Raw genomic sequence first — 3,438 nt, forward strand, 5'->3', positions numbered from 1 at the left:
GCTGTCAGCTGCGACAGTAATCGAAATGCGACGGCCCAGACCCTGAGTGGTTTCTACTGAAACTGTCATCTTGTTACCTCAAAAAATCACGTGCTCGGTCAACTTCAGACACCACACATAAATGCGCCGTATCCAACAACCGGGACGGCCTCTGCAGGCAGAACCTAATCCCTGTCACCAGAAGCGTCCCGAAGACATTCCGGAAAAATAGACGCAGCATTATAGCGGCATCGCTGGAATGAGTCGAGGCTGCAAACTCACCACTTTTTAGCGGTTTTGCTGCTTTTTTGCGCCGTAGATCGCGTTTGAGGGTAATAAATGAAAAGAAAACGGCCCGCAGGCCGTTTTGAGGGAGATCAATAAATCAGTTAAGCGAGTGTGCCTGCACCGCGACAATTTGGCGATGCCAGCACGGTATCTTGCAATCCATCCCACTCTTTTTGCGTGTAAGTATGCAGCGCCAACGCGTGCACGCTGCCCGCTAACTCGGTTGCCAACTCGCCATAAATGGCACGATGACGTTGCAGAAAGCGCTGACCGGTAAATTGATCGCTGACAATCACCACTTTGAAGTGACTTTCAGAACCGGCGGGCACGTTATGACGATAGCTTTCATCATGCACTTCAAGGTGTGCAGGCTCGAAAGCGTTACGCAACTTTTCTTCTATTTGTTCGCGAATCATGATTAACACTCCTCTCCGGCGAGCGCTGTGCCCATCTGTTTAAATATTAGTAGGTTTTTCACCGCTTCCGCAGGTTGGCCGGAAATAAATCCGCCGACGCTGCGCATAGTAGCTTGCTGATTGCTCAGGTCAACCGGCGGCGATTTCAGTCAGTCCGAAAAAAGCCTTTACAATCAATTTCCACTGGCACGGGGCTTTTTTCGCTGCTGCGCAATGCTATGATGGCCGCAGTTTTGCAAACCAACCCATATGCTAACGAGAATGAGTATGTTGAAAAAACTGTTATTCCCTCTGCTGGCTGCTTTTATTTTGGCCGGCTGTGCCAGCAACAACACGACCCTGGATATTCAACCGAAGATCCAATTACCGCAGCAAGATCCAAGCCTGATGGGCGTTACCATCAGTGTTAACGGTGCCGATCAGCGTTCCGATCAGGCACTGGCTAAAGTGAACCGCGATGGTCAATTGATCACGCTGACACCATCGCGCGATCTGCGCTTCCTGTTGCAGGAAGTGTTAGAGAAGCAGATGACGTCACGTGGCTACATGATCGGCCCAAGCGGTGCGGTTGATCTGCAAATCGTGGTGAATGGTTTGTATGCTGATGTGACACAAGGCAACGTGCGCTACAGCATCACCACTAAAGCGGATATCTCCATCATCGCCACCGCGAAAAACGGTAACAAGCAGGTGAAAAACTATCGCCAGACTTACAGCGTAGAAGGCGCATTCACCGCCACCAACGCGAAGATCACCAATGCAGTTAACTCAACCCTGAGTGACGTAATTGCTGATATGGCGCAAGACACCAGCGTTCATAACTTCATTAAGCAGAACGCCCGCTAATTTCCGCAGTAACTTGCCCGGCTGATCATAGCCGGGCTTCATTTCAGGTTGGTTATGACATCTCACTATCTGCGAATTTTTACCCAACGTAACGCGGCGGTATTGCTGCTGCTGGGCTTTGCTTCCGGTTTGCCCCTGGCGTTAACCGCCGGAACTTTGCAAGCGTGGATGACGGTAGAGAATGTTGATCTGAAAACCATCGGTTTCTTTTCCCTTGTCGGCCAGGCTTACGTATTCAAGTTCTTGTGGTCGCCGATGATGGATCGCTACACCCCGCCGTTTCTGGGTCGCCGTCGCGGCTGGCTGATCCTGACGCAAATAGCGCTAATTGGCGGCATTATCGCCATGGGCTTTATGCAGCCTTCGCGCGATTTAACCTTATTGGCCGCATTGGCTGTGCTTGTCGCCTTTTGCTCCGCTTCGCAAGACATCGTATTTGATGCGTGGAAAACCGATGTCCTGCCGCCGGAAGAGCGCGGCAGCGGCGCGGCGATTACGGTGCTGGGTTATCGTCTGGCGATGTTGATTTCGGGTGGATTGGCGTTGTGGTTGGCCGATCGTTATCTCGGTTGGCAAGCAACGTATTGGTTGATGGCCTTATTAATGGTGCCGGGCCTGATTGCCACACTGCTGGCAAAAGAGCCGATAACGCCCGCGCGTGAACCACATTCTCTGCGCCAGGCGGTGACATTCCCGCTCAAAGACTTCTTCCAGCGCAACAATGCCTGGCTGCTAATCACCTTAATCATCCTTTATAAGCTAGGCGATGCGTTTGCCGCCTCACTCACTACAACCTTCCTGATTCGCGGCGTGGGTTTTAGCGCCGGTGATGTCGGCTTGGTGAACAAAACACTTGGCTTACTGGCGACCATTATTGGTGCGCTGTACGGCGGCGTGCTGATGCAGCGCTTGAGCTTGTTCCGTGCGCTGATGATTTTTGGCGTGCTGCAAGCGGTCTCGAACTTTGCTTACTGGTTGCTGGCCGTTACGCCGCCGCATTTGTGGAGCATGGCGAGCGCGGTGTTTATCGAAAACCTATGCGGCGGCATGGGCACCGCGGCATTCGTCGCGTTGTTAATGACGCTGTGCAACAAATCCTTCTCCGCCACCCAATTTGCACTGCTCTCCGCCCTATCGGCGGTAGGTCGGGTTTATGTTGGCCCGGCAGCCGGTTGGTTGGTGGAATTATGGGGCTGGCCGACTTTTTACGCCTTCACTGTGTTTGCCGGCGTGCCCGGTTTGCTGCTGCTGTGGCTGTGCCGTGGCACCTTGCATGCTGTGCAACAAAGTGGCGAATTTGTTATGCGCAGTTTGTGGCCGCAAGGTTATCGCTGGACGGTGCGCCTGTTCAGCTTCGGCTGTGGTTTGCTGGCTTTGTGGTTGCTGGCGCTGGCGCTGAATGCCAGCGGTCTGATACAAACCGGCGCGCTGCTGGCACCGATGTTTGAGGCGGGAATGGCTCTGGCGTTGTTAGCGGTCGCACTTGGCGTAATTTTGGATAGTTTGGCATTAAGAAAAATGCCGCAGAACAATTTGAGTTGAGTAATCACTATTTGCCAACGCTAAATTAGTTGGCTAAAAAATATCAGTTAGTGATTTTACCAAATAGCATTTTTTTTAAAGCGAATTAGAAACATTAAATTAACAACTGCGGATAATATTACAATCCGGTGAGCAATTACTTTGTATAAAACTCACTGCCAAAATGATGCATAAATGTTAAATAAATGAGCATTAAGAGTACGGTTTATACTTTCCCTGATTTTTCTGCGGTTTCTACCATCGTTTTTTGTTATATTGACGCCAACTGCTTGTCGCAGTTAATAATTTGTCACCCTGCGTAACATCTGTGACACCCTTAGCAAAAGGTGTCAACAGCCTTCTGACACATCCTTAAGCTGGTTTACAC

The 3,438-nt window shown here is 51.0% G+C and carries 3 protein-coding genes; 2 read left to right on the forward strand and 1 reads right to left on the reverse strand.

The features are described from left to right. Positions 1 to 368: 368 nt before the first annotated feature. Positions 369 to 683, reverse strand: a complete 315-nt coding sequence (gene bolA / locus ABDW13_RS23370) for a transcriptional regulator BolA (protein WP_343554880.1) — start codon at positions 681 to 683, stop codon at positions 369 to 371. Positions 684 to 950: 267 nt separating this feature from the next. Here bolA and ABDW13_RS23375 point away from each other — a divergent pair, with 267 nt between their 5' ends. Both ABDW13_RS23375 and ampG read left to right on the forward strand, forming a co-directional pair. Continuing rightward, positions 951 to 1,529 (forward strand): lipoprotein, encoded by a 579-nt coding sequence (locus ABDW13_RS23375; protein WP_007886975.1) that lies wholly within the window; start codon positions 951 to 953, stop codon positions 1,527 to 1,529. Between the two features lie 54 nt (positions 1,530 to 1,583). Then, a complete protein-coding gene (gene ampG, locus ABDW13_RS23380; protein WP_343554881.1) occupies positions 1,584 to 3,071 on the forward strand; it encodes a muropeptide MFS transporter AmpG in 1,488 nt (495 codons plus the stop codon). Positions 3,072 to 3,438: the final 367 nt, after the last annotated feature.

Origin of the sequence: Pantoea sp. (assembly GCF_039594315.1) — a bacterium.
Classification (GTDB): Bacteria; Pseudomonadota; Gammaproteobacteria; order Enterobacterales; family Enterobacteriaceae; genus Pantoea.

Bases quoted from the DNA above. Each gene is read 5' to 3' on its own strand.
- bolA (WP_343554880.1), bottom strand. From the start codon at position 683: ATGATTCGCGAACAAATAGAAGAAAAGTTGCGTAACGCTTTCGAGCCT.
- ABDW13_RS23375 (WP_007886975.1), top strand. From the start codon at position 951: ATGTTGAAAAAACTGTTATTCCCTCTGCTGGCTGCTTTTATTTTGGCC.
- ampG (WP_343554881.1), top strand. From the start codon at position 1,584: ATGACATCTCACTATCTGCGAATTTTTACCCAACGTAACGCGGCGGTA.